Origin of the sequence: Enorma shizhengliae, from assembly GCF_009676995.1 — a bacterium.
GTDB classification, from domain to species: domain Bacteria; phylum Actinomycetota; class Coriobacteriia; order Coriobacteriales; family Coriobacteriaceae; genus Enorma; species Enorma massiliensis.
This window is the reverse complement of record NZ_VTFZ01000004.1, coordinates 17,535-39,703: the sequence shown is the minus strand read 5'-3', so window position 1 is coordinate 39,703 and position 22,169 is coordinate 17,535. Positions and strand designations below refer to the sequence as shown.

Sequence of the window (22,169 nt, the reverse complement as noted above, 5' to 3'; positions counted from 1 at the left end):
CCCGTGTCCCGCGCGTGCCTACACTTCGTCGAGTATTTCGAGACGGACGATGTCGTCGAGCGGAATGCGCGTTTTTACCACCCAGAGCTCGCGGGCGGCGAGGTCGATATGGGACACGCAGCCGGTGAGTTCCGTATAGGCATCGCGGTCGTAGTAGCGCACGCGCACCACCTGCCGCTTGCGCACACGCTGGACGATGGCCGAGAGCTCGAGCGACTCTTCTTCGGTGAGCTCGTGCCGGGGCTCGGGCACCCGAGCGGCCTCGTGCAGGAGCTCATAGTAGCCGCGGAGCGCGGCAAACGGCATGAACTGCGCTGCGCGGTCAGCCCGTGCGCGTCCGCTTGCGGTCGTGCGCGGCGGTTGCCCATCATGCATGGTGCCCTCCCACCTGTTCGTTGCGTTCGCGCGCCGTGGCCTTCTCGGTGAGGCTCATGCCGCGCAGGAGCGCGTTCTTGCCGAACTTGCCCTTCACCGCGAGCACGGCTCGCTGCAGGTCGTGCTCCCGCTCATCGGCCGCCACGTCGGTGAAGAGGTCTATCGTTGCGAACTCCTCGGGAACGAGGTTGCCGAGCCCCACGCTCATGCGCCTGATGGGAACGTCTCTGCTCACGCGCTCACTCCACAGCTCATCGAAGGCGGCCATGAGCTTGCGGTATGAATTCGTGAAGCCCGCGAGCTTGCGCGATCCGCCGGCGCGTCCGTAGCCCTTCGGCCCCAGCCGGCGCTTGCCGTGCTCGCCGACGAACACGTCGCCCGGGTTGGCGCGCGAGGGGCTTGCCGGTCCGTCGCCCGTGGTCGTGCCGCCCGCACCTGCGGCATAGCCCACCGAAAGCGAGATATGGTTCGTGACCTGCCCGCGTTCCACGAGCTCGAGCACCGAGGCATCGATCATCTCCTTGAGCACGGTGTGGGCCTCTTCGAACGTATAGTTGCAGGGCAGCACCTGCCCGTTCACGTACGACGAGGCTGCCGGGCGGTAGGCTTGAATCTCTGCGATGGTGGTGGGCTCGCGGCCGAAGGCATGGTCGATGAGGTACTCCGCATTGACGCCGAACTCGCGGTAGAGTATCTGCTCGTCGAGCGCGGCGACCCCCATAAGGTCGTAGACGTGGTACTTGGCGAGCCGCGCTGCGATGCCGGGGCCGATGCCCCAGATGTCGGTGATGGGCCGATGCGGCCAGATCTGCGCTCGGAACGACTCTTCGTCGAGCACGCCTATGTTGTCGGCCACGTGCTTGGCGGTGATGTCGAGCGCCACCTTGGCGAGGAAGAGGTTCGGCCCGATGCCCGCTGTAGCGCAGACGCCCGTGTCGCGCCGTACTTCGGACATGAGCTTCTCGGCAAAGCTGCGCGCGTCGATGTCGTAGAGCTTGAGGTAGGGCGTCGCATCGATGAAGCATTCGTCGATGGAGTAGGGGTGGATGTCGTCGGGGCTTACGTAACGCAGGTAGACGCCATAGATGCGCGCCGACACCTCCATGTAGCGCCGCATGCGCGGCATGGCCTTGATGTATTCGATCCCACGTGGGATCTCGAAGATGCGGCAGCGGTTGCGCACGCCGAGCGCTTTCATGGCAGGTGATATGGCCAGGCAGATGGTCGTATCGCCGCGCGTGGGGTCGGCTACCACGAGCTTGGTGAGGAACGGGTCGAGCCCTCGGTCGATGCATTCGACCGAGGCGTAGAACGTCTTGAGGTCGATGCACAGGTAGGTGCGCTCACCATCGCGCTCCCTTGCTTCGTCCATGGCGCCTCCCTCGCATCCCCGTTCGACTCATAGCAAACATACGTTCTATTTCTTGATGTCATGACTATAGCAAATCGAGCGGACAGCTGTTTCGCAGATGGGAAAACTCCTTCTGGTTGAGAGCACGGTTCGCTGCCCCTGCGCGCTGCGCTAGAATAGGGAATGTCCGCGCATGCGGGCGCTACGGCCACAAACAAGGAGGAAGCTATGGCATCTGTCCCCTCGCCGATCGACGCAGTCCAGACACCGGAATGGAAGGCGCTCAAGGAGCATCACGACCGCTTGGAAGAGGAGGGGATCAGCCTTAAGGATTGGTTCGCCGCGGACCCCGACCGCGTGAACAAGCTCTCCTTCGAGGCGGGCGACCTCCACTTCGACCTCTCGAAGAACCTCATCACCGACGAGACCGTGAAGCTTCTCGCCGACCTTGGCCGCGCCGTGCGCGTCGAGGAGCGCCGTGACGAGATGTTCTCGGGCGTCCACATCAACACAACCGAGGACCGCGCCGTGCTGCACACCGCGCTTCGCCGTCCCGCGAGCGAGAAGGGCGCGCTCATCGTCGACGGCCAGGATGTCGTGGCCGACGTGCACGAGGTGCTCGACCGCATGTACGCCTTTGCCGAGAAGGTTCGTTCCGGCGCATGGAAGGGCGTCTCGGGTAAGCGCATCGAGCACGTCGTGTCCGTGGGCATCGGCGGTTCCGACCTCGGTCCCGTCATGGTCTACGAGGCGCTCAAGCCCTATGCCGACGCCGGCATCGATTGCCGCTACATCTCGAACATCGATCCCAACGACGCGGCGGAGAAGCTCAGCGGTCTCGACCCCGAGACCACGCTCGTGATCATCGTCTCCAAGACCTTCACGACGCTCGAGACGCTTACCAACGCGCGCGAGATCAAGGCATGGATGCTCGCCGCGCTCAAGCACGCCGGCGCCATCGACGGCTCCGCCGAGCAGGATGCAGAGGCCATCGAGAAGCACTTCGTGGCCGTGTCCACCGCACTCGACCTCGTGGCCGAGTTCGGCATCGACCCTGAGAACGCCTTCGGCTTCTGGAGCTGGGTGGGCGGCCGTTATTCGGTCGACTCCGCCGTGGGCCTTTCGCTCATCATCGCGTTCGGTCCCGAGCGCTTCCAGCAGTTCCTCGAGGGCTTCCATGCCATCGATGAGTACTTCTGCTCCACGCCGCTCGAGGAGAACGTCGTCGCGCTCATGGGCCTCATGAACGTGTGGTACGTCAACTTCTTTGGCGCGGCGAGCCACGCCGTGCTGCCCTACACGCAGTACCTGCACCGCTTCCCGGCGTATCTGCAGCAGCTCACCATGGAGTCCAACGGCAAGGGCGTTCGCTGGGACGGCACCGCGGTGACCTCCACGACGGGCGAGATCTTCTGGGGCGAGCCGGGCACGAATGGCCAGCATGCGTTCTACCAGCTCATCCATCAGGGCACGCAGATGATCCCCGCCGATTTCATCGCCTTCGCCAACACGGCGCACCCCGCCAAGGACGGCGACCAGGACGTGCACGAGCTCTTCTTGGGCAACTTCCTCGCGCAGACCAAGGCCCTCGCTTTCGGCAAGACGGCCGACGAGGTGCGCGCCGAGGGCACGCCGGAAGAGATCGTGCCGGCGCGGTGCTTCACGGGCAACCGTCCCACGACCTCGATCTTCGGAGACGAGCTCTCCCCGTTCGCGCTCGGCGAGCTCATCGCGCTCTATGAGCACATCACGTTCGTTGAGGGCACGGTCTGGGGCATTGACTCCTACGATCAGTGGGGCGTCGAGCTTGGCAAGCAGCTCGCCAAGCAGATCACGCCTGCATTCCATGACGACGAGGCACTGGCTGCCCAGGACGCCTCCACGCAGGCGCTCATCCAGTTCTATCGCGCACATCGCAAGTAGCGCTGCTCGCAAGGTCAGGCGCGGGGCGGTCGCTTGCGGCCGCCCCGTCGCGTTTGGGGCAGTTGCTGAATCGCAGGCACCGGGTGTCTACGATTCATCGTTCGCATCGGGTCGTTCGGCCGGGTTGGAGACTATCGAACATGATAGAATCCAGCCCGGCTGCTTTTATGACGGTGGCGTTTCGACGCGGAATGACGTTATACGAGGATGGCGTTTTGTAGAGGAGGGGCGGGGGAGATGTCTGATCGGTTGAAGATGCTCGGCGGCGATGCGCCGGTAGCGCCCGAGGATCGTGCGCCCGGCTTCCTGCGCGGCGCTGGCGCCCGTTCGCCGCTGTTCTGGAAGCTCATGCTCGTGGTGATGGCCCTCATGTGGGGGTATTCATTCTTCATCATGAAGGACACCCTCGACAGCATCCCGACGTTTATGTTGCTCGCATGCCGGTTCCTCATCTCGGCCGCGGTTCTCTTCGTGCTCTTCATGAAGCGCATTCGCGTCCACTTCAACCGCCGGAACATCGTCGTGGGCTGCGCCATGGGCGTCTTCTTGGGGCTCGCCTACGCCTTCCAGACGTTCGGCCTGGCCGAGACCACGGCGGGGAAGAACGCCTTTCTCACGGGTACCTACTGCATCCTCGTACCCTTCGTAAGCTATCTTATGGCGCGCGAGCCGCTCACGCGCTTCAACGTGGGCGCGGCGGCGCTCTGCGTGGCGGGCATCGCGCTCGTGGCGCTCGACAGCTTCTCCATGCAGCGAGGCGATGCATTAACGCTTATCGGCGCAGTGTTTTTCGCTCTCCAGATCGCGACGGCGGCGAAGTACGGGCGCGAGCTCGATGTGAACGTCATCACGTTCTGGATGTTTCTCACCGTAGGCGTCATGGATGCTGTCGCGTCGCTCGCCACTGAGCCCCCGGTCACGGCTGTCTCGTGGACGCCTGAGCTCGTGGGCACCATCCTGTTCCTGGCGCTTTGCTGCACGTGCCTCGGCATGCTCATGCAGAATCTGGGCCTTGCGCACGTTCCCTCATCCACGGGGTCGCTGCTGCTTTCGCTCGAATCGCCGTCGGGAGTCCTCTTCTCGGTGCTCTTCGCCGGAGAGCAGCTGACGATGCGCCTCGTGGCCGGTTTCGCGCTCATCTTCACGTCGATCGTGCTTTCCGAGACGCATTTTTCGTTCCTGCTCAAACCCTACGCACACGTGCGGAAGCGGCGGGAGCGATGAAGAGCGCCATAGCGAAGGGGAGAGAAAGAAGGCGAGGGGCAACGTGACCGAGGCATTTCCATTTTCTGCAGTCATTTTCGATATGGATGGCGTGCTGATCGATTCCGAGGCAGCATATGCCGAGGAGCTTATCGAGGTGTTCGGCGCCCGAGGGCTCGATATCACGAAGGCCGAGATTTTCGGCTTGGTGGGCTCGTCGCAAAAGACGTTCACGACGTCGCTCGCGCGATGGTTCGAGCGCAACGGCTTGGGGTCCTTCACGCCCGAAGATGCGGTGGCGCTCTTCAACCGCTGGACGGAGGGGACTGTATACGATTACGCCGGGATGCTGAACCCCGGCGTGGCCGAGACGCTCGGGGCCCTTCGCGACCGCGGGGTGCGACTGGCACTCGCATCTTCATCTCCTATGGATAACATCGTAGACGTGCTCGGCCAATGCGGCATCGCGGACGCATTCGAAGCTATCGTGAGCGGTGAGCAGTTCCACGAGAGCAAGCCTAATCCCGCGATTTACCTGCACACCTTAGATGTGCTCGGCCTGCCCGCCTCGGCGTGCTGCTGCGTTGAGGACTCCCGGTACGGCATCGAGGCGGGGAAGCGCGCGGGCCTAACCGTGGTCGCCAAGCGCGAGGAGCGCTTCGGGTTCTCGCAGGACGAGGCCGATGTCATCATCGATGCCATTCCCGACCTGCTGGGCGCGTTCGCCCGCTAGGCGGCCTGGTCGCCTGCCGGAGCGAGCCACGTCGTGCATCCTCGTCTCTTGTGCGCATCTATAAGCTGTTATACTAATACAACCTATAACGAATGATACGTGTGTGGCGAACGCTTCCATGTCTTAGCTTCGGTGCGCCGTCTCTTCCGTTCGTCACAGAAAGCGTCGTCTTATGCCATCTGAGCTCAACCCCCGGTCATCGAGTCCGCTTTATCAGCAAGTTATGGACGATATCGTGCACGATATCGCTTCCGGGCTCTATCGCCCCGGTGAGAAGATTCCCTCGGAAGCGGACTTGGGGGATATCTACGACGTGAGCCGCATTACCGTGCGCCGTGCCGTAGAGGAGCTGGTGAAGCAGGGGAAGCTTACCAAGCGGCAGGGCAAGGGCACGTTCGTCAACGAGGCGGAGGAGGGACCGTCGTCGTTCCAAAACGATGACATCGTGCAAAGCTTCTCGGTTACCTGCGAGGCCAACGGCGTGGTCCCCGGCGCCGTTTTGGTGACGCGCGAGCTCGCGCCGCTTCCCGACGGCGGCGCGGCCTTTTTCGGCGGAGCGTGCGATGGCCGGGCGGTGCGCGTGAAGCGCGTGCGCACGGCAGACGGCAGGCCTCTCATGGTGGAGGACAATTTCTTTGATCCAGAACGGTATCAGTTCCTGCTTGAGAGCGACCTCGACGGCTGCTCCATCTTTCGCCTGATCGAGGAGCGCTGCGGGCTTGTCCCGCGCAACAGCGACTCCTGCGTGCTCAGCATGGAGCGCGCGGACATCGAGCTTGCGGGGTTGTTGCAGGTGCCGGAAAACGAACCGCTCTTTTCGGTGCGCGGCGAGTATCTCGACCAATACGGCAACCCGATGTTTTTAGGCATCCAGCATGTGGTGGGGAAGCATTACAGCTTCCGTCTGTAAAATGAGCCAAAATGGGAGTCAAAACGGGACGGGGTTGTTTTGCACCATTTCGGGCCCACACATTCGGGTTTTGTCCGTGATGGTGCAAAACAACCCCGTCCCGTTTTGACTCATTTTGACCGTAAAGAATAAAACGTTATATAACGTAATAACGCTCACCGACTGATTCCTACCGTTCGCCCGGAATATATATAACGTCTTATAACGATACTGCTATCTTCTAGATAGCGCGAGGGGCGGTTGATCGCCACCGCGCAGGCCAGACGCATCGAACAACGAGAAAGGAATGCTCATGGCTGAGACCGAGAAAGTTGAGATCATGAACTTCGACCAGGAGGGCTACCTCGAGGACGGCAAGGCGCTCGTCGAGACCGGCAAGCAGATGGCCGCCATGGCCGACAAGATCGCCGACGAGGGCTATGACGCCATCTTCCTCATGGGCGTCGGCGGCACCTGGGATGAGCTCATGCAGCTCGAGTACCTCATGAACAAGTTCGGCGACAAGGACCTCGAGGTCTACCTCATCCACGCCGCCGAGTGGAACGTCTCCGGCCACAAGCGCATGACCGAGAAGTCCGTCGTCCTCACCGCCTCCGAGTCCGGCACCACGCCCGAGGTCCTCGAGGCCGTGAAGAAGATGAAGGAGATGGGCATCCGCGTCATCGCCATGACGAGCCCCGAGGGCCCCATCGGCCAGGCCGTGGGCGCCGAGGGCTGCGTCAAGATGGCGAGCGATCACGGCTCGGGCGGCTGCGAGAAGGGCTACTACCTCGCCGACTGCTTCGGCCTGCGCCTCCTCTACCGTCGCGGCTGCTTCCCGAAGTACGACCTGTTCATCGAGCAGACCAAGGACATCTGGAAGGACCTGCTCGACATCCGCAAGAAGTTCGAGCCCAAGGCCGAGGAGCTCGCCAAGAAGTACGCCCTCGCTCCCTACACCATGTTCGTGGGCTCCGGCGCGCTCTGGGGCGAGACGATCCTCTTCGCCATGTGCATCCTCGAGGAGATGCAGTGGAAGCGCACCCGCTACATCACCTCAGCTGACTTCTTCCACGGCACCCTCGAGCTCGTCGAGAAGGACGTACCCGTGTTCCTGTTCAAGGGCGAGGACGAGTGCCGCAAGCTCGACGAGCGCGTCGAGGCCTTCCTCACCAACTTCGCGGACCGCACCAAGGACGAGGACATCGTGGTGATCGACACCGCCGAGTACGCCATCCCCGGCCTCGACGACGACTTCCGCGTCATCGTCTCCCCGTGGATTCTCACGATCCTCGTGACCGATCGTCTGGCTCGTTACTACGAGACGGTCACCAAGCACAACCTCAAGTATCGTCGTTACTATCACCAGTTCGACTACTAAGGGCTGCGCCTGGTTCCAGGCACGCATAGACCGAGGTCGATGAAGGGCGGCCGGGAGCTCGGCTCCCGGCCGCTTTTTGCCGAATGAGCGAGGTGCGCATGAACACGGGATATCTATGGTTGCTGGGCACAGCTGTCGCATGGAGCTTTTCAGGCGTCTTCACGAAGCTCAACAGCCAGCCCGGCTTCCTTATCAGCGCGGTGTCCTCCGTGGTCGCCCTGCTGTTCTACTTCATCATCATCCGTCCCACGATTCGCGTCTCGAAACTCGTGGTGGCAGCCGGCATCGCAGCCTACCTTATGGGCATCACCTTCACCTATGCCAATAAGCTTACGAGCGTGGGCAGCGCGATCGTGCTGCAGTACAGCTCCATGGCATTCGTGGCGCTCTATGAAGCCATCGAGCAGCGCCGTGTGCCGCCCGCCCGCAAGGTGTTCGTGATCGTGATGGCGCTGAGCGGCATGGTCGTGTTCTTTCTAGACAGCCTTTCATTCGAACATGCGCTGGGGAACCTGCTCGCCATCATCTCGGGCGCGTTCTTTGGGCTCATGTTCTTCCTGAATGCCAAACGGGGCTCGTCGCCCGTTACCTCGGCAATGATGAGCTGTGCCATCTCCGTCCTTCCCGGCCTGCTCTTCTTACCGCAGCTTCCTCACGTTGCGCCGCGCGAATGGGCGCTCATGGCGGCAGGCGGAATTGTGTGTTCGGGGCTTGCAAACGTGTGTTTCGCTCGCGGTATCAAGCGCGCTCAGCCGCTCACCGCGAATCTCATCACTATGCTCGAAGTCGTTTTTGCGCCTACCTGGGCGTTCATCTTCTTCCATGAAAGCTTTGGCCGCTTCGCGCTCGTGGGCACCGTGCTCATTATCGGCAGCATCGTGGTGAATCTTGTGCTCGAGCAGCGCGAAAAGAGCTCACGTGCGTTGCAGACCGGCTCCGAGAATGCCTGTTCGAAACGCGCCCTGTAGCGCTACGGTTTCGTGGACATTCGCCAACGAAGCCCCTCCCATCTTGCCGCTCGTGGAAGACCCTCTGCCATCTACGGATTGGAATTGGTATCAAATTGCTTGAATAGGTATAGTTGAAGCAAACAGATGCCAAGAGGGAACGGAGACGAGCATGATGGGGCCCCAGACGGAATGCAGTACGTTCGAGGCGACACGTACCATACTCGCGCCCATGCCCATGCTCGGTATCCCCGAAGTCCTCGTCGATGAAGCGCACGGCCTGTGGAGCGTGCGCGCCTCGGGCGCGGATCATCCCTCCATCTATCGATGCTCCGATATCCGCTCCTGCGAGGTCTACGAAGTCGAGGGCGACCAACAGCCTGAGCCGGAGGGGTTTCGTGCGCTCGGTGACATCCTCGCTAATCCCATGGCCGTCTCGCGAGCCAACGCGGCGCGCCGCCGGGACCGCGTTTTCGGCGTCGGTGTGCTCGTCGAGATGGCGGAGCCCGTTGCACCCGTTCGGATTGGCCTGTGGGCACGGCAGCTTAAGCGGGGGTCGCGCGCCTATCGTAACGTTGTAGACAGCGCGCAGGAACTCAAGCGCACCTTCGATACCATGATAACGGGTGAGCTCCATGGCTAAACGCGTCGAGGTCTCTCCGTTCGATCGGGCGTATGAGGGCATCATGGAATATATCTCCGCCCACGGCCTCGTGGAGGGCGATCGCCTTCCTTCGGAGCGCGAGCTCTGTGTCCTGCTTGATGTGTCGCGCACGACACTGAGGAGTGCGCTCGCTCAGCTCGTCGCCGAGCATGTGGTGGAGAGCCGACCCGGTGCGGGTAGCTTCGTGTGTCCTTCCCGGCCCACCAACCACTTGGATGATCTTTCCGGGTTCAGCGAGATCGTGCGCAAGACCGGCGCTGAACCGCGTTCCCGTGTTATTGGCAGCAGTATCTTCGCTTGCCCGGACGAGATCGCCGGACGCCTCAACCTTGCAGCTGGCGACCACGTGTTCGAATTGCGCCGCGTGCGTGGCGTGGAGGACGTGGCGGTGTGCGTGGAGACGGCCTATGTGCCCGCTTCTGCATTCCCCGGTATCGAGCGCATCGATTTCGCACGCGAGTCGCTCACCGATGTGCTGGGGATTCGCTATGGACGGGATACCGTTCACACGCGTCTCACCGTCTCGGTGAGACGTGCTAGCGCAGAGGAGGCGGCGCTTCTTTCCATTTCCGAGGGAGCTCTCGTGTTCTTCGAGTGCGGCGTGCGTGCTGACGCCTCGTACGCTCCCTTGGAATACGGTGAGACCGTCTACGTTCCCGAGCTTTTCGGCATGTCATGCAACACGGTGTTTACGATGGACTGCAAGCGTCGGGTACGGAAGGAGGTGCCCGCATGACGAAGGGCTACAGCAGCGCACCATGGCTCAACGAAGACGCTGAACCCGCGCATCTTCCGCTGTACCTGCGTATTCGCCGAACTATCCGCAGTCAAATCGACAGCGGTGCCTTTACGCCGGGGGCGGCGATTCCCTCGGAATCGGATCTCGCCCAGCAATACGGCACTACGAAGCTCACCATACGCAACGCCATCGACGGCCTCATCGATGAGGGGCTTCTGTTCCGCGTCCAGGGAAAGGGCACGTTCGTCACGCATGGTCTTCAGGCGAACAGCTCCTCCCGTGGTCCGCGCGGATTTCGTGCCAGTCAGAGCGATTTACAGCATCATCCGAGCGTGCGCGTGCTCGAGACGTCGCTTCGCCCTGCGGGAGCTCACTACGCCCGGTTGTTCGAGGTATCGCCTGAAAGCGACCTATTTCAGGTGAGACGTTTGAACCGTGTGGATGGCGAGCCGTTTGCTATCGAGAGCGCTCTCGTGCCGTGCGAGCTCTTTCCGGGCATCGAGACCATAGACGTCTCGCTTTTCAGTTTGTATGAGTTCTATGCATTGCGCGGTCACGAGGTCGTCCGTGCACAGGAATGGCTCGAAGCCTGCAGGCTCAAGCCGCGCGAGGCGCAGCTGCTGCGGGGGAGCGTCGATGACCCCGCGCTCGGAATCCGCTGCGTGAGCTACGACGCCAACGACCGCGCTCTCGAGTACGTCACTTCGGTGGCAATCGGGAAATACGCCTGCTATTCCGTGCTGCAGTGAAGAAGATCGCCTTGTCTCGTACACGGGTAGAGGATATATATACCGCTTATCGACTTTTTCATACCACTTAGCCAGTTTTCTAGTTACCAGGGGATATGGGTGGTCGCAAGTGTCTATCCTGATTACTGTATTGGTCTGAAAAACAGTCCACATATATAGATTCGCAGTTGACGGGCGAGGCAACGGGAAGGGGGACGCGATGGGAGAAACTTGGCAGATCGCGGCGATGAACTGCCATTACCGCTTCTACTCCCTCGAGAGTTTTTTCCGCGATGCGCGCGATGCCGGATATGCCGCTGCCGAGGTGTGGTGCGGCCCCATGCATGTTGCCGTCGACTGGGCGCGCCGTGATGACTCGCAGGCACTTGTCGACCTCGCCGAGCGCTATGGCATACACATCATCGGCATCTGCCCTGAGCAGACGAACCCGAAGCCTGCGAACATGGCCGCTCGAGGCGAGGGGGCGCAGGCTCGTACGCTGGCGACCTTTAAGAATGTTATCGACCTGGCGCGCGACGCGCATGCGGGAAAGATTGTCGTTACGAGCGGCTGGGGATTTCTCGATGAGCCACGAGAAGATGCTTGGAAGCGGAGTGTCGCGATGCTGCGCAGCGTTGTGTCCTATGCAGACGAGCAGGGAGTCGTGCCCACGATAGAGGCGCTTCAGTGCGATGAGACGAACCTTGCGCGCTCTGCTGAGGAGCTCGAACGGTTGCTCGATGATGTTGCTGACGACCGCTTGGCCGTCTGCCTTGACCTTGGCGCCGCTTGGCGCGCCGGCGATACGATCCCCGGCTATTTCAAGCGTTTCGGCACGCGCATCAAGCATATGCATTTCTCCGATATCGGGCAGGTGAGCCACCTTGCCTGGGGAGACGGTGCCCGTGATTTGCCATCTGACCTTGCAGCGCTCGCGCGTTGCGGCTACGCGGGCCCGCTCTCATTCGAAATCGTCAATGCTCGCTATCACACCGATCCAGCTGCTGCACTCTCGCAGTCGGCTCGGCAGTACCGTGCGGCCCTCGATACGTTGAAGGAGGTGTACCAATGAGGCATATGGTAATTGCGTCGCATGCGCACTTCGCTGCCGGCATTTCCGAAGCACTCGCCTTTTTGGGCGGCGGCTCGGGCGTCGACATCAAGGTCATCTGCGCTTTCGTCGATGGGAAGAACGACATCGCCCAGGCAGTCGCCGACACGCTTGCCGAGATTCCTGCGGAAGACGAGGTGCTCGTCTGCACCGACATCTTCGGTGGGAGCGTGAACAACGAGTTCACGAATGTCGTGCAGCAACGGGAGAACATTCATCTCGTGACGAATATGAACCTGCCGCTCCTGATCTCGCTCCTGTTCTCCATCAACGAGCCCGATCTGGCTGCGGCGATTCGCGCCGCCGTGTCGACCGATGAGGTTCGGCCGAAGTACTGCAACGACGAGCTGGCTGCGCTCAATGCGGACGACGAGGAATTTTAGAAAGGGAAAAGGAGGGGAAAGATGATTCTTCTAACGCGTGTCGACCATCGCCTTCTACATGGACAGGTAGCGACTTCGTGGGTGGGTACGCTCGGTGCCGACTGCATCTTTTGCGTCGGCGACCACGTGGCGAACGATCCCGTGTGGAAGACCACGCTCAAGCTTGGCAAGCCTGCCGGCTGCAAGCTTGTGATTAAGGACATGGCGCATGCCATCGAGGCGATCAACAGCGGTGTGACCGACAAGTACAAGATGATCATCTGCGTGCAGACCATCGCCGAGGCAAAGCAGCTCATCGACGGCTGCCCGCAGATCAAGAGTCTTAACCTCGGCAACACCAAGGAGTCCCCGACGACGAAGACCATCGCTCGTCAGGTGTTCCTCGAGCCCGAGGAGGAGGAGATCCTTCGCGAGCTCGGCTCTAGGGGTATCGAGGTCGAGATCCGCGGGCTCGCAGAAGAGCCCAAGGTGGACGCCCTCAAGCTCATCTAGGGTAATAGCCATGCTCCCATGTGATTGGAGGTAGACGCATGCTTTTCGAGAGCATACTCTGCGCAGTACTGTACGTGTTCTTCAAATGCTTCGATTATCAGCTCGGTACGCTGTATGCGTTCCGTCCCATCGTGGTGTGTCCCGTCGTGGGCGCGTTCCTCGGTGACCTCAACACTGGCCTCGTCATGGGCGCCAGCATCGAGGCGCTCTTCATGGGCTCCGTCTCCATCGGCGCCTACATTCCGCCGGATGCCACCTCGGCCGGTTTGCTCTGCACTGCCTACGCGATCCTGCTCGGCCTCGACACCGAGGCGGCCGTCGGCCTCGCCATGCCCATCGGTACGCTCGTTCTCGGCGTGGCCAACCTTGGCCAGCTGGTGAGCAACTGGCTTACGAGCTTCATCCCCGGCATCGCGCTCAAGGGCCAGGGCTCGAAGCTCATGGCGCTCCACTGGCTGATCGGCCTCTGGCTTGCTCCCGTGTGGTTCATCCTCATCTTCTGCGCCGTGTACTTCGGTTCCGGTGCTATCGACTGGCTCGTGAACGCCGTTCCCGCGTTCGTGCTCAACGGCTTCGCTGCCGCTGCGAACATCCTGCCGGTCATGGGCTTCGCCATGCTCCTTCGCCTCATCTACCGCAAGGAGCTCCTGCCCTACCTGTTCCTGGGCTTCCTGCTCACCTCGTACATGGGCGTCTCGACGCTCGGCGTGGCGCTTATCGCCGTCATCATCGCCGTCCTGACGCTCGGCTTCTTGGATAAGAACCAGACCGTGGCACAGATTGAGGGGGCTGACGACGATGACTTCTAATGAGACCACGCAGGCTAGCGCCTACAAGACGGGTGAGAACGCCATCACCAAGCAAGACCTCACGAAGGCCGCCCTTTCCATCGGCGCACTCGGCATGGAATTCTCCTGGACCTATGCGAACCAGATGGGCCTCGCCTTCGGCATGATGGTCAAGAAGATGCTCAAGAAGATCTATCATGACGATCCGAGCGGCTACGCGGCCGCACTCGAGCGCCACACCGCGTTCTTCAACATCACGGTCTGCCTCGCCCCGTTCGTTGGCGGCATCGCGATGTCCATGGAAGAGCGCATCGCCAAGGGCGAGATGCCTCCCGAGTCTGTAAACGATATCAAGGCCGCCCTCATGGGCCCGCTTTCGGGCATCGGCGACGCCGTCTTCCTGACTACCATCCGCGTGGTCGCCGCCGGCATCGCCATCTCGCTCGCGTCTCAGGGCAACGTGCTCGGTCCCATCATTTTCCTGCTCCTCTTTAACGTTCCGCAGTACTTCCTGCGCGTGTGGGGCATCCATAAGGGCTATGAGATCGGCGTGAGCCTGCTCGAGACTGCCGAGCAGTCCGGCATCATGGACAAGGTCATTAAGGCCGCGGGTATCATCGGTATGATGGTCGTCGGCTCCATGACCTGCGGTATGTTCTGGGCGACGCTTGCAGTTGAGTTCGGCTCCGGGGATGAGGTCACCACGCTCCAGAGCGTGCTCGATGGCATCATGCCCGGTATGCTCGGCCTCGCCTTCATGGGCCTGTACTACTTCCTCCTCAAGAAGAAGGTCTCTCCCATGATCCTCATCCTGGGCACCATGGTGCTCGGTGTCGTGGGCGTGTACTTCGGCATTCTGGCCTAAACCAACGGCCCGGTTTCGGGGCGGCGGCTTTGCTGTCGCCCCTTTTTCTCATCCTTGAAAAACATAACGTCATAATACGATTTATTTTGGTAACGGCGAAGCGTTCGGAAGGGGCGGCGGCGCGTGGCTGCGATGCAGGATGCGCACGGCAAAAGGAGTCGATAGCGTGGGCAAGCAAGCGAGCGACAACGGTCTGGGCGCGCTGACGGCAGGTGAGAAGCGCCTCATCGCGCTTGAATCACTCCAGTGGTGTGCGGTCAACGCCGTGTATTTTCTTGGGCTCATCGGTGCGGCGACCTACGAGCTCGGTGGAAACGCCTTTCTCGTGGCGGCCATCACGCTCGTTCGCAACCTCTGCAATTCGCTGGCGAACGCGGCTTCCGGTCCTGTGATCGACCGCATAGGGCCGCGCAAGACTGCTCTCGCGACGCTCTACGCCATGCTCGCCATGAGCATTTTCATGGGAATCGTTCCACCTTCTGTTCCAACCCTTATGTTCGCCGCTGTCATGATGGGCTTGGGCGGCGGTTCCATCAATACGTGTACGCGCACCTACCCGGTGTACCTCACGCGGGGAAAGGCGGGGCTCGCACGCCTGAACGGTCTCATGGTGTTCTACAGCAACATCGCCTATGCGGCTGGACCCATCGCCGGCGGCGTTCTTGCTGGGTTCTTCCCCACGCGCGTGGTGTTCCTGTTCATGGCGGTGTGCCTGGTAGGCGCGATCCGCGTCACATGGGATTGTCGCGAGACCGTTACGCCGGAGCGCGAGGGTAGCGGTAAGCAGAAGGACGATAAGCTCGGCATGGTTTCCGGCGTGATCGAGGGCGCGCGCGTCACCATGCGCACCCACGACCTACGCCTCATTTTTGTGAGCGGCTTTTTGGGCTTCTTTGCGTTCGGTGCCTTCGATTCCCTCGAGTCGCTCTTCTATCGCGACGTGCTTGCCGTCGATGTGGTGTGGATGGGAATCCTCTCAGCGATCTCGGGGTTCGGCATGGCGATCGGTTCATACATCTTTACCAAGATTCCCGCGCGCAAGATCGATATCCCGTTGCTGCTTGCCACGCTCATGTTCGTGGGCATCGGATCGATGATCTACGTGGGCACCAACATTCTTGTCGTCGCTATCGCAGGCCAGTTCATCAACGGGCTTGCTTGGGGATTTATGGAGCCTACCCAGGCGATTCTCGTGCAAGAGCGCACGCCCATGACGCATCTTGGGCGCGTGATGGGCTTCGTGCGGCTGGGGCTCAACAGCGCGGGCGTGATTCCGCTCGCGGTGGCGCCGTTTCTGGCCGAGGCCTTCGGTGTGCAACGGGTGCTCTTCGGTGCCTCGTGTATCATCGCACTGGTGGGCGGTTTTTCAAGCATTATGCGGAGCGGGCGTCTGCGCGTTCGGCGTACCCAGGTAAAGGAGTGATTGTTCGTGCAACAGCTTGAGGCGGTCATCTTTGACATGGATGGCGTGCTGGTAGATTCCGAGGCGGCCTACCGCCGCGTTCACGAGGCATTCTTCGAAGCGCAGGGCGTCGAGGTCTCCTCCGAGGAGTTCGACATGCTTGCCGGCTCGTCACGCAAGGTGGAGCGCCAGTTCTATGCTGCGTGGTGGGAACGTTCCCGCGGCGAGAAGATGGACGGCGAGGCGATCGAGCGGCTTGAGGATGCGTTTTGGGACAGCCATCCCATCAGCTACCGCGAGATCATGAACCCTGGCGTGCCCGAAACGCTCGCCGAGCTCAAGCGCATGGGATACCGCTTGGCGGTCGCTTCGTCCTCGCCGCTCGATCATATCGAAAAGGTGCTCGAGGAATGCGGCATCGCAGGCTTCTTCGAGGTGGTGGAAAGCGGCGACGAGCTCACGCAGAGTAAGCCGAACCCCGAGATCTACCTGCTCACGTTGGGCAAACTCGGTCTTCCTGCCGAAGCGTGCTGCGCCGTCGAGGATTCCGATCCTGGCATCGAGGCCGCGCGCCGCGCCGGGCTCTACACGATCGCCAAGCGTGAGGAGCGCTTCGGGTTCACGCAGCGGGGAGCAGACGTTATGGTGAACGAGATACCGGGCGTTATTGGCGCCATTCTGGAGTACGTTCCCGCATAAGCTGATCCATTGTCCTTTCCGTTCGCGAGACCCCGGTGCGCGGGAATGCTGGCAGAACTTGGCGTGTACTTTTGAACATGCTGCGACTACGCGCCAGCTCCTGTCTGGATTTTGAGGCGCCGAGCAAGGGTTGCCCAGGCCTGATATGGTTCGAAAGGAGACTGCAACATGGGTATCAACTCATACATCGACTACATCGACGATCCGAACGACACGCTCGACGAATACCTTGAAAAAGCGCGCCGTTATGGTTTCCGTTGCGTCTTTGCCGATCCCGAGACCTATGAACATGCCTGCGAGGTGCTCGCGGGAACGGATGTCATCGTCGCGGGTGCCATCGACTTTCCTGAGGGTGCGCTCACGCTCGAGGAGGAACTGCCGGAATTCGAGCGCTATGCGCAGGCCGGGTTTACGGAGATCGACTACGTGCTGAATCAGCGCGCCGTGGATGAGCGCGACTTCGATGCTATCGAGCACGAGATGCGCGGTGTGGCGGAGTTCTGCCGTGCGCACGGCATGCGCGACAAGGTCATCGTCGAGATGCCGAAGCTCGAATCCGAGGCAGACAAGCGGCGCGTGTGTGAGATCGCGCTCAAGGCGCGCCCTGCGTTTCTCAAGACCTCGTCCGGTCGCCCGTACCAGGCGACGCTCGATGATGTGCGTCTTATGGTCGAGGTGCTCGGCGACAAGGTGCAGGTGAAGGCGGCAGGCGGAATCCGCACGTATGAGCAGGCGAAGGCGTTCATCGAGGCGGGTGCGAGCGCGCTCGGCGCGACGGCTGGCATCGCGATCGTCGAGGGAGAGCGCGCTGCCGAGGCATAAGGGATCGACGCGGCAAATGAAAGGGGACATCATGAAGCCGTTCAATCTCATCAAGGACATCATTGAGAAGCGCGGAGCGATCGAGGAGGTGTATTGGGTCGCCTGCGGCGGCTCGCTCATCGATCTGCTGCCGGCTCATATGCTGCTCGAGCGCGAGGCGAGGCGCATCGTTTCGGGGGCTTACACGGCGCGCGAGTTCTGCATCGCCGCGCCAAAGCGCTTGGGCGAGCACAGCCTCGTGGTCGCGTGCAGCCACAGCGGCAACACGCCAGAGGTGCTCGATGCGTGCCACCTCGCTTGCGAGCGCGGTGCCAAGGTCGTTGCGCTTACCGACGGCGCGGAGTCCAAGATCGCGCAGGGTGCGTGGACGTGCTGGGTGTATCCGTGGGGAGCCGACGTCCCCGCGAGCGAGGTGCCCTCGGGTATCGCGCCGCTTCTTGCCGCCGAGCTGCTCGATCAGCAGGAGGGCTTCGCCGATCTTCCCGACCTCTACCGGGGTGTCGATACGATGGATGAGGTGCTGCCCGCGGCGCGCGAGAAGGTGAACGCGGAGCTGGGGGAGCGCTTCGCGGCGCTTTGCCAGGATCATCCGTTCCTCTACATCTTGGGTTCCGGCCCCAACTTCTGCCAGACCTATGGCTTCGCCATCTGTTCGCTCATGGAGATGCAGTGGCAGAGCTGCAGCTATATTCATTCGGGCGAGTACTTCCACGGGCCTTTCGAGGTTACGGAACCCGGCGTGTTCTATTTTTTGCAGATGGGATCGAGCGAGTACCGCGCCATGGACGAGCGCGCGCTCGCGTTCCTGAGCGACCATACCGACACGCTCATGGTGCTCGACGCCCTCGAGTACGGAATGGACAAGGTGCCGGCGAGCGTACGCGCCTATCTCGACCCCGTGCTCTTCTATGCTATGAACGTCGAGCTGCGCGCCGCTCGCGGCAAGGCATTCGACCATGATCCGGACTTCCGCCGCTACATGGGAGTCGTTTCGTACTAGGGAGGGCAGCCATGGGATTCGACGTCTCGATCCTGGGCTTTGGAGATAACGTCGTCGACCGCTATGAGCACCTGGGCATCATGTACCCCGGCGGCAACGCCGTGAACGTCGCGGTGTACGCTCGGCGTCTCGGGGCGGCACGTTCGGCGTACATGGGCATCTTCGGCACGGACGATGCGGCCGAGCACGTGATCGGGAGCCTTGTCGATGAGGGCGTGGAGCTCGTGCGCTGCCGGCAGGAGCTTGGCGAGAACGGCGCGTCGAGCGTGTCGGTGGAGGCGGGCGAGCGCGTGTTCCTCGGTTCGAACCAAGGCGGGATCCGCGGGAGGTCGCGTTATGTGCTCGATCGCTTTGCCCTCGAATACGTTCGAGGTTTCGATGTGCTGCATACCGGCAGCTATTGCTTCACAGAGCGCGAGCTGCCGGTGGTGCGCGCAGCAGGCGTGCCGGTGAGCTTCGACTTCTCGGAGGACTCCGTCGATGCGTATGTGGAGGACGTGGCGCCGTTCGCGGACTTCGCCTTCTACTCCGCAGAAGACGAGGCGGGCGACGAGGTGGTGGGTGAGCGCCTTCGCTGGCTCTGCAGCCTGGGACCTGGCATCGCTGTGGTGACACGGGGCGAACGTGGGTCGGTCGCGTTCGATGGCGACCGCTTCTTCGAGCAGCCCATCAAGCCTGCCACGACGGTGCGCGACACGATGGGTGCCGGCGATTCGTTCATTGCGGCGTTCTTGCTCGGCTATCTCGATGCTTGCAAGCGGGGAGAGGCTCGCGACGAGGCCGTTGTCCGCGCGCTCGACGGGGCTGCCGCCTTTGCCGCCGAGGTATGCGGCATCGAGGGGGCGTGGGGTCATCCCAAGCGCTTCCCGTAGCGCGCGACATCGTCTCGTTTCTTGCTCGCTTGGAAAACCTGGCAGGAAATGAGGCGCTCATCGAGAAAGCGGTCGAGTCGCGTGCCAGCTCCTGCCCGGATTTCAGGGGGCGGCACCTGAGGCGATCGCTCTTCTTCGCGACAACAGATACGGAACGGAAAGGAAAGGCTCCTATGTCCATCAAAGCCATCGCGCTCGATATCGACGGTACGCTTACCAACGACGAGAAGCACATCACGCCGCGCACAAAGGAGGCGCTGCTTGCCGCAGAGCGCGCGGGTGTCACGCTCATCCTCGCATCCGGCAGGCCTGCACACGGCTTGCGCGCACTTGCTCATGAGCTCGAGCTCGATCGCTACCACGGGATGCTCGTGGCCTACAACGGATCGCAGGTACGCGATGCGACCTCGGGCGAGCTCCTGTTCAATCAGGCGATTCCTGCGGAGGAGGCGCGCGCAGTGCTCGAGCATCTGCGGGGCTTCGACGTCATCCCCATGCTCGTCGATGCTGATCGCCTCTATATCGAGGATGCCTATCGCTGCACCATCTACCACAAGGGTGCGCCGAAGAACATCGTCAAATACGAGCGCGATGCCTGCGGCCTGCGCATCCACGAGGTGCATTCGCTTCTCGACTGGTGCATCACGCCGCAGAACAAGATTCTCACGGCGGGCACGGATACGTACTTGTCCGAGCATCACGAGGCGATGGCCGCCCCGTTCGTCGATAAGCTGAGCTGCATGTTCACCGCTGATTTCTACTTCGAGTTCACGGCTCAGGGCATCGATAAGGCGCGCGCCCTCTCCGTGGCGCTGCCCGAGCGCGGCATCGACCCCTCCGAGCTCGTGGCGTTCGGTGACGGCCAGAACGATATTCCCATGCTGCGGCTTGCGGGCGTGGGCGTTGCGATGGCGAATGCAACCGATGAGGTGAAGAGCGCGGCGGATATGGTCACGCTTTCGAACAACGAGGACGGCATCGCTGCCGCCCTCGAGGAGCTGGTGCGCTAAGGGCCTGGTTTAGAGGGCGCAAGGTCTCTCATAACTATGCGCAGTCTGCGTTCGCGAAGTCGAGCAGACGCATGCTGCGGGCGACGATCTGGGCTCCGAGCGTTGTGACATGGGCCCTGCGAATCTGCGCGAGTTGCTCGAGGGTCGAGGCGAGCGAGTGCTCGATGGCGTCCAGCCGGTAGGGACTTCCCAGTTGGGGAGGTGCGTCCGTTTCGAGCAGCAGGCGATCGTCGGGCAGGATACGCGCGTACTCGCGGCCGCGCTTCGTGGCGAGCATATGCTCGTTTATGGAGAAGAAGCAGCCCATGCGTGCGGCACGCCAGAGTTCGTCGGTAGATCCGCTGAACCAATGGAGGATGCAGGTTGCGTTCCGGGCGGCGCCTGTGCGCTCGAGGATGTCGAGCACGCGGTTCGTGGATCTGCTGGCATGGATGGAGATGACGCGTCCAGGTAGCGCGCGTGCGCCAACGACCTCCATGATGCGCCCAAACGCTCGGGCCTGCTCATCGATGCTCGCGGCACCGCGTTTCCCTGCATCGAGGCCGACTTCCCCCAGATAGGGTGAGGCCGTCGCAAGCTCTGCCGCCGCGCTCGCGTCGTCTGCGCCGCACGTTCCGTTGGCGATCCACCAGGGATGGAGTCCCGTACCCACGCGGACGTTCGCGCAGGTGGAGAAGCGCTCGCGCGCATCGATGGCGTCGACGGGGGTGACGGTCGTGCAGAAAAACCCGATGCCCTCCGCATGGGCCGCGCGGGCGATTTCGACTCCGTTGGTCATGAGGTCGAGATGGCAGTGCATGTCGACGAAGCGCATCATGCTCCGCCGCCCATGTTTTCACGTCCGCAGCCCGCCGCGCTCGCCCCGAGGGTATCCTCCATGCCCGCGATTCGGCGCAGGACAAAGCCGGCGAGCATCTGCCCCATGATGGGTGGCAGGTAGGAGGTCGTACCGAGAGGCGGTCGGCCGCCGTTTCGCTCGGCGCGTGCCGGGAGCTCGGGCGAAGCGATAGGTGCTTCGGGGGAGTACAGCACGTCGAGGTGACGGATACCGCGCTTGCGGCAGCCCTTGCGGATGACGCGCGCGAGGGCATCGCCGCTCGTTTCGTAGATGTCTGCGAAGCGGAGCCGCTCGGGGTAGAGTTTCATTGCGCCTCCCATGCTGCTCACGATGGGGATTTCCGCACGTTCGGCATAAGTGGCAAGCTCGAGCTTCGTTGAGATGGTGTCGATGGCGTCGATGAGGTAATCGATGTGCCCGCCCGCCTCCGCGCGCGCGTCCTCGATGAGCGCCGCGACGTCGCCGGACAGCACGAAGGACCCGCGCGTGATGACGCGGATGTCCGGATTGATGCGCTGGATGAGCAGTCGCGCTGCGTCGACCTTGCGCATGCCGATCGTTTCCGACCAAGCGAGCGCCTGCCGGTTAATGTTGCTCGGCGCGACCTCGTCGCCGTCGACGACGATGATCGTTCCTACGGCGCCGCGCGCGAGCGCCTCGATGCAGTTCGAGCCCACGCCGCCCGCGCCCACGACCATGACGGTCGCGGCCCGCTGACGCGCGAGCCCCGCGGTGCCCCAGAGGGCTTCGAGCCGAGATGTAGCCGTTTCTTCGTTCATGCGTACATTGTAGCAGGGCGCGCCCGCCGCCTGTTACGCTGCGCGGCTACTGCCCACCGTCCCGCGCGGCGCGGTCCGCCGTCCTGCTCGGCCGCGGCTCGCTGATGGTTTCGGAATGGAGAGCGCCCTTAGCCATTCCCGCGGCGATGCAGGTTTGAGACGATACCGAAGATAC

Annotated in this window: 24 protein-coding genes; 20 read left to right on the top strand and 4 right to left on the bottom strand. The window is 62.1% G+C overall.

The features are described 5' to 3' along the window. Nucleotides 1-18: 18 nt before the first annotated feature. Both GJE22_RS04585 and GJE22_RS04580 read right to left on the bottom strand, forming a co-directional pair. Entirely contained in the window at nucleotides 19-375 is a 357-nt protein-coding gene (locus tag GJE22_RS04585; protein WP_144688029.1) for a YolD-like family protein, read from the bottom strand. Next, nucleotides 368-1,747, bottom strand: coding sequence for a Y-family DNA polymerase (locus tag GJE22_RS04580; protein WP_144688030.1), 1,380 nt, complete (start codon nucleotides 1,745-1,747; stop codon nucleotides 368-370). Before GJE22_RS04580 ends, GJE22_RS04585 begins: the two co-directional genes overlap by 8 nt. Before the next feature lie 207 nt (nucleotides 1,748-1,954). Here GJE22_RS04580 and pgi point away from each other — a divergent pair, with 207 nt between their 5' ends. The 20 genes from pgi (at nucleotide 1,955) to GJE22_RS04480 (ending at nucleotide 20,377) form a co-directional block, all read left to right on the top strand. Then, nucleotides 1,955-3,649 carry a glucose-6-phosphate isomerase gene (pgi, locus tag GJE22_RS04575; protein ID WP_144688031.1) on the top strand — a complete coding sequence of 565 codons (1,695 nt, stop codon included), beginning with the start codon at nucleotides 1,955-1,957 and terminating at the stop codon, nucleotides 3,647-3,649. Nucleotides 3,650-3,886: 237 nt separating this feature from the next. Further along, a complete protein-coding gene (locus GJE22_RS04570; RefSeq protein WP_204665901.1) occupies nucleotides 3,887-4,873 on the top strand; it encodes a DMT family transporter in 987 nt (328 codons plus the stop codon). 43 nt (nucleotides 4,874-4,916) lie between these two features. Continuing rightward, nucleotides 4,917-5,585 carry an HAD family hydrolase gene (locus tag GJE22_RS04565; RefSeq protein WP_144688032.1) on the top strand — a complete coding sequence of 223 codons (669 nt, stop codon included), beginning with the start codon at nucleotides 4,917-4,919 and terminating at the stop codon, nucleotides 5,583-5,585. A gap of 172 nt (nucleotides 5,586-5,757) precedes the next feature. Next, nucleotides 5,758-6,495, top strand: a complete 738-nt coding sequence (locus GJE22_RS04560; protein ID WP_019128056.1) for a GntR family transcriptional regulator — start codon at nucleotides 5,758-5,760, stop codon at nucleotides 6,493-6,495. A gap of 292 nt (nucleotides 6,496-6,787) precedes the next feature. After that, nucleotides 6,788-7,855, top strand: a complete 1,068-nt coding sequence (locus GJE22_RS04555; RefSeq protein ID WP_144688033.1) for an SIS domain-containing protein — start codon at nucleotides 6,788-6,790, stop codon at nucleotides 7,853-7,855. A gap of 98 nt (nucleotides 7,856-7,953) precedes the next feature. After that, nucleotides 7,954-8,823, top strand: a complete 870-nt coding sequence (locus GJE22_RS04550) for a DMT family transporter (protein ID WP_235895791.1) — start codon at nucleotides 7,954-7,956, stop codon at nucleotides 8,821-8,823. Between the two features lie 151 nt (nucleotides 8,824-8,974). Then, the gene (locus GJE22_RS04545; RefSeq protein WP_144688035.1) at nucleotides 8,975-9,445 is read left to right on the top strand and encodes a hypothetical protein; all 471 of its coding nucleotides are present in this window, start codon (nucleotides 8,975-8,977) and stop codon (nucleotides 9,443-9,445) included. After that, nucleotides 9,438-10,202 (top strand): GntR family transcriptional regulator, encoded by a 765-nt coding sequence (locus GJE22_RS04540; protein WP_144688036.1) that lies wholly within the window; start codon nucleotides 9,438-9,440, stop codon nucleotides 10,200-10,202. The genes GJE22_RS04545 and GJE22_RS04540 overlap by 8 nt, the downstream gene beginning before the upstream one ends. Beyond that, the gene (locus GJE22_RS04535) at nucleotides 10,199-10,954 is read left to right on the top strand and encodes a GntR family transcriptional regulator (RefSeq protein WP_144688037.1); all 756 of its coding nucleotides are present in this window, start codon (nucleotides 10,199-10,201) and stop codon (nucleotides 10,952-10,954) included. Before GJE22_RS04540 ends, GJE22_RS04535 begins: the two co-directional genes overlap by 4 nt. 199 nt (nucleotides 10,955-11,153) lie before the next feature. Next, a complete protein-coding gene (locus GJE22_RS04530; RefSeq protein ID WP_144688038.1) occupies nucleotides 11,154-12,005 on the top strand; it encodes a sugar phosphate isomerase/epimerase family protein in 852 nt (283 codons plus the stop codon). Beyond that, nucleotides 12,002-12,427: a PTS sugar transporter subunit IIA gene (locus tag GJE22_RS04525; RefSeq protein ID WP_235895792.1), complete on the top strand. Its 426-nt coding sequence runs from the start codon at nucleotides 12,002-12,004 to the stop codon at nucleotides 12,425-12,427. The genes GJE22_RS04530 and GJE22_RS04525 overlap by 4 nt, the downstream gene beginning before the upstream one ends. Nucleotides 12,428-12,448: 21 nt before the next feature. After that, on the top strand, nucleotides 12,449-12,919 hold the full coding sequence (locus GJE22_RS04520) for a PTS sugar transporter subunit IIB (protein ID WP_144688039.1): 471 nt from the start codon (nucleotides 12,449-12,451) through the stop codon (nucleotides 12,917-12,919). Nucleotides 12,920-12,957: 38 nt separating this feature from the next. Further along, nucleotides 12,958-13,728, top strand: a complete 771-nt coding sequence (locus tag GJE22_RS04515; protein ID WP_144688040.1) for a PTS mannose/fructose/sorbose/N-acetylgalactosamine transporter subunit IIC — start codon at nucleotides 12,958-12,960, stop codon at nucleotides 13,726-13,728. Beyond that, on the top strand, nucleotides 13,718-14,572 hold the full coding sequence (locus tag GJE22_RS04510; protein ID WP_144688041.1) for a PTS system mannose/fructose/sorbose family transporter subunit IID: 855 nt from the start codon (nucleotides 13,718-13,720) through the stop codon (nucleotides 14,570-14,572). The genes GJE22_RS04515 and GJE22_RS04510 overlap by 11 nt, the downstream gene beginning before the upstream one ends. 166 nt (nucleotides 14,573-14,738) lie before the next feature. After that, nucleotides 14,739-15,995 (top strand): MFS transporter, encoded by a 1,257-nt coding sequence (locus GJE22_RS04505; RefSeq protein WP_235895793.1) that lies wholly within the window; start codon nucleotides 14,739-14,741, stop codon nucleotides 15,993-15,995. 6 nt (nucleotides 15,996-16,001) lie between these two features. Further along, complete coding sequence (locus GJE22_RS04500; protein ID WP_235895794.1) at nucleotides 16,002-16,673, top strand: HAD family hydrolase; 672 nt, start codon at nucleotides 16,002-16,004, stop codon at nucleotides 16,671-16,673. Between the two features lie 168 nt (nucleotides 16,674-16,841). Further along, complete coding sequence (gene deoC, locus GJE22_RS04495) at nucleotides 16,842-17,495, top strand: deoxyribose-phosphate aldolase (protein WP_144688043.1); 654 nt, start codon at nucleotides 16,842-16,844, stop codon at nucleotides 17,493-17,495. A gap of 31 nt (nucleotides 17,496-17,526) precedes the next feature. Next, nucleotides 17,527-18,495, top strand: a complete 969-nt coding sequence (locus GJE22_RS04490) for an SIS domain-containing protein (RefSeq protein WP_144688044.1) — start codon at nucleotides 17,527-17,529, stop codon at nucleotides 18,493-18,495. A gap of 11 nt (nucleotides 18,496-18,506) precedes the next feature. Then, nucleotides 18,507-19,367, top strand: coding sequence for a PfkB family carbohydrate kinase (locus tag GJE22_RS04485; protein ID WP_144688045.1), 861 nt, complete (start codon nucleotides 18,507-18,509; stop codon nucleotides 19,365-19,367). A 173-nt stretch (nucleotides 19,368-19,540) separates the two neighbouring features. Beyond that, nucleotides 19,541-20,377: a Cof-type HAD-IIB family hydrolase gene (locus GJE22_RS04480; protein ID WP_144688046.1), complete on the top strand. Its 837-nt coding sequence runs from the start codon at nucleotides 19,541-19,543 to the stop codon at nucleotides 20,375-20,377. Between the two features lie 34 nt (nucleotides 20,378-20,411). Here GJE22_RS04480 and GJE22_RS04475 read toward each other — a convergent pair whose 3' ends face one another. Beyond that, complete coding sequence (locus GJE22_RS04475; RefSeq protein ID WP_144688047.1) at nucleotides 20,412-21,194, bottom strand: TatD family hydrolase; 783 nt, start codon at nucleotides 21,192-21,194, stop codon at nucleotides 20,412-20,414. Further along, nucleotides 21,191-21,994 (bottom strand): tRNA threonylcarbamoyladenosine dehydratase, encoded by an 804-nt coding sequence (locus tag GJE22_RS04470; protein ID WP_144688048.1) that lies wholly within the window; start codon nucleotides 21,992-21,994, stop codon nucleotides 21,191-21,193. Before GJE22_RS04470 ends, GJE22_RS04475 begins: the two co-directional genes overlap by 4 nt. Nucleotides 21,995-22,169 lie beyond the last annotated feature (175 nt).

Excerpts from the sequence above, each read along its gene's own strand:
- GJE22_RS04585 (WP_144688029.1), bottom strand. The coding sequence starts at position 375 with ATGCATGATGGGCAACCGCCGCGCACGACCGCAAGCGGACGCGCACGG.
- GJE22_RS04580 (WP_144688030.1), bottom strand. The coding sequence starts at position 1,747 with ATGGACGAAGCAAGGGAGCGCGATGGTGAGCGCACCTACCTGTGCATC.
- pgi (WP_144688031.1), top strand. The coding sequence starts at position 1,955 with ATGGCATCTGTCCCCTCGCCGATCGACGCAGTCCAGACACCGGAATGG.
- GJE22_RS04570 (WP_204665901.1), top strand. The coding sequence starts at position 3,887 with ATGTCTGATCGGTTGAAGATGCTCGGCGGCGATGCGCCGGTAGCGCCC.
- GJE22_RS04560 (WP_019128056.1), top strand. The coding sequence starts at position 5,758 with ATGCCATCTGAGCTCAACCCCCGGTCATCGAGTCCGCTTTATCAGCAA.
- GJE22_RS04555 (WP_144688033.1), top strand. The coding sequence starts at position 6,788 with ATGGCTGAGACCGAGAAAGTTGAGATCATGAACTTCGACCAGGAGGGC.
- GJE22_RS04550 (WP_235895791.1), top strand. The coding sequence starts at position 7,954 with ATGAACACGGGATATCTATGGTTGCTGGGCACAGCTGTCGCATGGAGC.
- GJE22_RS04545 (WP_144688035.1), top strand. The coding sequence starts at position 8,975 with ATGATGGGGCCCCAGACGGAATGCAGTACGTTCGAGGCGACACGTACC.
- GJE22_RS04540 (WP_144688036.1), top strand. The coding sequence starts at position 9,438 with ATGGCTAAACGCGTCGAGGTCTCTCCGTTCGATCGGGCGTATGAGGGC.
- GJE22_RS04535 (WP_144688037.1), top strand. The coding sequence starts at position 10,199 with ATGACGAAGGGCTACAGCAGCGCACCATGGCTCAACGAAGACGCTGAA.
- GJE22_RS04530 (WP_144688038.1), top strand. The coding sequence starts at position 11,154 with ATGGGAGAAACTTGGCAGATCGCGGCGATGAACTGCCATTACCGCTTC.
- GJE22_RS04525 (WP_235895792.1), top strand. The coding sequence starts at position 12,002 with ATGAGGCATATGGTAATTGCGTCGCATGCGCACTTCGCTGCCGGCATT.
- GJE22_RS04520 (WP_144688039.1), top strand. The coding sequence starts at position 12,449 with ATGATTCTTCTAACGCGTGTCGACCATCGCCTTCTACATGGACAGGTA.
- GJE22_RS04515 (WP_144688040.1), top strand. The coding sequence starts at position 12,958 with ATGCTTTTCGAGAGCATACTCTGCGCAGTACTGTACGTGTTCTTCAAA.
- GJE22_RS04510 (WP_144688041.1), top strand. The coding sequence starts at position 13,718 with ATGACTTCTAATGAGACCACGCAGGCTAGCGCCTACAAGACGGGTGAG.
- deoC (WP_144688043.1), top strand. The coding sequence starts at position 16,842 with ATGGGTATCAACTCATACATCGACTACATCGACGATCCGAACGACACG.
- GJE22_RS04490 (WP_144688044.1), top strand. The coding sequence starts at position 17,527 with ATGAAGCCGTTCAATCTCATCAAGGACATCATTGAGAAGCGCGGAGCG.
- GJE22_RS04485 (WP_144688045.1), top strand. The coding sequence starts at position 18,507 with ATGGGATTCGACGTCTCGATCCTGGGCTTTGGAGATAACGTCGTCGAC.
- GJE22_RS04480 (WP_144688046.1), top strand. The coding sequence starts at position 19,541 with ATGTCCATCAAAGCCATCGCGCTCGATATCGACGGTACGCTTACCAAC.
- GJE22_RS04475 (WP_144688047.1), bottom strand. The coding sequence starts at position 21,194 with ATGATGCGCTTCGTCGACATGCACTGCCATCTCGACCTCATGACCAAC.
- GJE22_RS04470 (WP_144688048.1), bottom strand. The coding sequence starts at position 21,994 with ATGAACGAAGAAACGGCTACATCTCGGCTCGAAGCCCTCTGGGGCACC.